Genomic DNA, 2,441 nt, shown 5'->3' on the forward strand with positions numbered 1-2,441 from the left:
TTGTGTTTAGAACTGTACGTCACCGCTGCCGACCAGCGCAAATCCGTTCCGCCGCCCCACGGGACGGGCACCGGGACGCCGCTCGCACGACGCCCCGGACCGCTCACGTCCTACGCGGTCAGCTCCTGGTGCAGCGCCTCCCGCAGCCGGGCGGCCCGTTCGGCGACCTCCGCCGGGCCCAGCTCCACCGCCCGCGCACACCAGCGCTGCCCCTCGGTGAGCTCGCCGCGGCGGGCGGCCAGCAGGGCGAGGCGCAGGGCGGCCCGGCCGTGCCCGTCGTTCGCGGCGCGGCTCCACCACAGGGCGGCCTCGCGCTCGCTGCCCTCCCGGGCGAGCAGCAGCCCGAGGTTGAAGGCGCCGTTGCGGCTGCCGGACTCGGCGGCCTCGCGGTACCAGCGGGCTGCGCTGTCCACGTCGCCGCGGGCCGCCGCGAGCATCCCGACCCGCACCTGGGCACGGCGGTGGCCCTGCTCGGCGGCCCGCTCGTACCACTCCTCGCACTCGGTCTTCTCCGGCATCGGCTCGCCGAGCGCGGGAGGTCCGGGCGGCGGCTGCCGCGAGTCCAGCACCCCGGCCAGCCGGAAGGCCGCCTCGGCGCTGCCGCCGCCCGCCGCGCAGCGCAGATGACGCTCCGCCTCCTGCTCCTCGCCGTGGTGCAACAAGGCCATGCCGACCTGGAGGGCGGCCTCGGTGTGCCCGGCCGCCGCGGCACGCTCGTACCAGACCAGCGCCATGCGGTCCTCGTCGCGCCCGGCGTACAGGATGCCGAGGTTGAACGCCGCGTCCACGCTGCCCGCCTCGGCCGCCTTGGAGAACCAGGGCTCGGCGCCGGTCGCGTCGCCCGCCTGGAGCAGAAGCACGGCCAGCGCGTTGGCGGCCTCACGGTGGCCCGCGTACGCGGCGCGGCGATACCACTGCTCGGCCTGCGCCGTACGGTCCTGGGCCGCGCAGAGCAGGCCGAGGTTGTAGGCGCCGTTGACGTCGCCCGCGTCCATCGCCGCGCGGTACCAGCGCTCGGCGGTCTGCTGCTCGCCGCGGGCCGCGTGCAGGGCGCCCAGGGCGTTGGCGGCGTTCCCGTCGCCGTCCTGGGCGGCGCGCAGCCACCACACGGCGGCGCTCTCCTCATCGCCCGCGTCGCGCAGCAGGAAGCCGAGCGCACAGGCGGCGCGCGCCTCGCCCGCCTTCGCGGAGATGAGGTACCAGCGGCCGGCCTCCTTGGGCTCGCCGCGCTGTTCGAGGATGGCGCCGAGGTGCAGGGCGGCACGCCGGTGGCCACGCGCGGCGGCCTGCCGGTACCACTGCTCGGCCTCGCCCACCCGCCCGGTCGCCGGACCCGCCACCGGGCCGTCGTCCTTGCGCGCCGCGGGCCGCCCGGCCGCGCCGGGGCGGTCGCCCGCACCGGGGCCCAGCCCCGGGCGGCCGAAGGCGTCGTGCGGGTCGTCGCCGGCGTTGCGGTCCAGCATGCGCGCGAGGCGGTACGCGGCCTCCCGGTGCCCCTGCTCGGCGGCGGCGCGCAGCCAGCGCTCGGCGCCGACGTCGCTGCGGTGTTCCAGCAGGTCGGCCAGGGCGTACGCGCCCAGCGCGTGGCCCTGCTCGGCGGACTGCCGCAGCCAGTACTCGGCGCCGGGCTCGTCGCCGCGCTCGCGGTAGTGGCGGCCCAGCGCGTGCGCGGCGGCCGCGGACCCCGCGACGGCGGCGATGCGCCACCAGCCGGCCGCGTCGTCGGTGTATCCGCGCTGGTGGAGCAGGACGCCCAGGTTGTTGGCCGCGGCCCGGTCGCCGTCCGCGGTGGCGCCCCGCAGATAGGGTTCGGCGCCGTCCAGGTCGCCGCGTCGCAGCAGCAGGGCGCCGAGAACGCTCATCGACGCGGTGTCGCCGGCGTCGGCGGCGCGACGGTGACGCGCCTCGCTCTCGGCGCTCTCCGGGCTCTCGGCGCCACCGGGAGTCTCCGTGGCCCCGACGATGCCGGCGCTCCGCCCGGTCCCGGCGCTTCCCGTGCTCTCTGTGAACTCCGTGCTCTCGACGGTCGCGGCACACCCCGCAGTCTCGGCAGTCTCGGTCGCCTTGATGATCTCAGGTGTCTCGGGTGTCTCAGGTGTGTCGGTGGTCTCGTTGTTCTCGGTGGCGGCAACGCCAAAAGCCGCATTCATCGCGTTGTCCGGCCGATCAACGCGATGCTGCACAAACCGCCCTGTCTCCAACAGAGTTGCCCTGTCCCCCATAAATACCATCGTCGCACCGCCTGCCACCCGCGTACACCTGGTATAGCGCGGCCAGTTAGGTCACTTCAGCGTTTTGTCGACATGCCCACAGAGAGATAAGTCAAACACGTCCGGAGCCAACTCGTGCCCCGCGAACCGCACTTCACGCACCCTGCACAAGAAAGTCGCCGTGACACGACGAAGGCCCGGATCCTCGAAAGGATCCGGGCCTTGGTCTTT

General features: G+C 74.9%; 1 protein-coding gene. It reads right to left on the bottom strand.

Translation table 11 applies throughout. The features are described 5' to 3' along the window. Positions 1-110: 110 nt before the first annotated feature. Complete coding sequence (locus EES42_RS02915; protein ID WP_206433349.1) at positions 111-2,231, bottom strand: tetratricopeptide repeat protein; 2,121 nt, start codon at positions 2,229-2,231, stop codon at positions 111-113. Positions 2,232-2,441 lie beyond the last annotated feature (210 nt).

It is taken from the genome of Streptomyces sp. ADI95-17 (assembly GCF_003846175.1).
Lineage (GTDB): Bacteria > Actinomycetota > Actinomycetes > Streptomycetales > Streptomycetaceae > Streptomyces > Streptomyces sanglieri.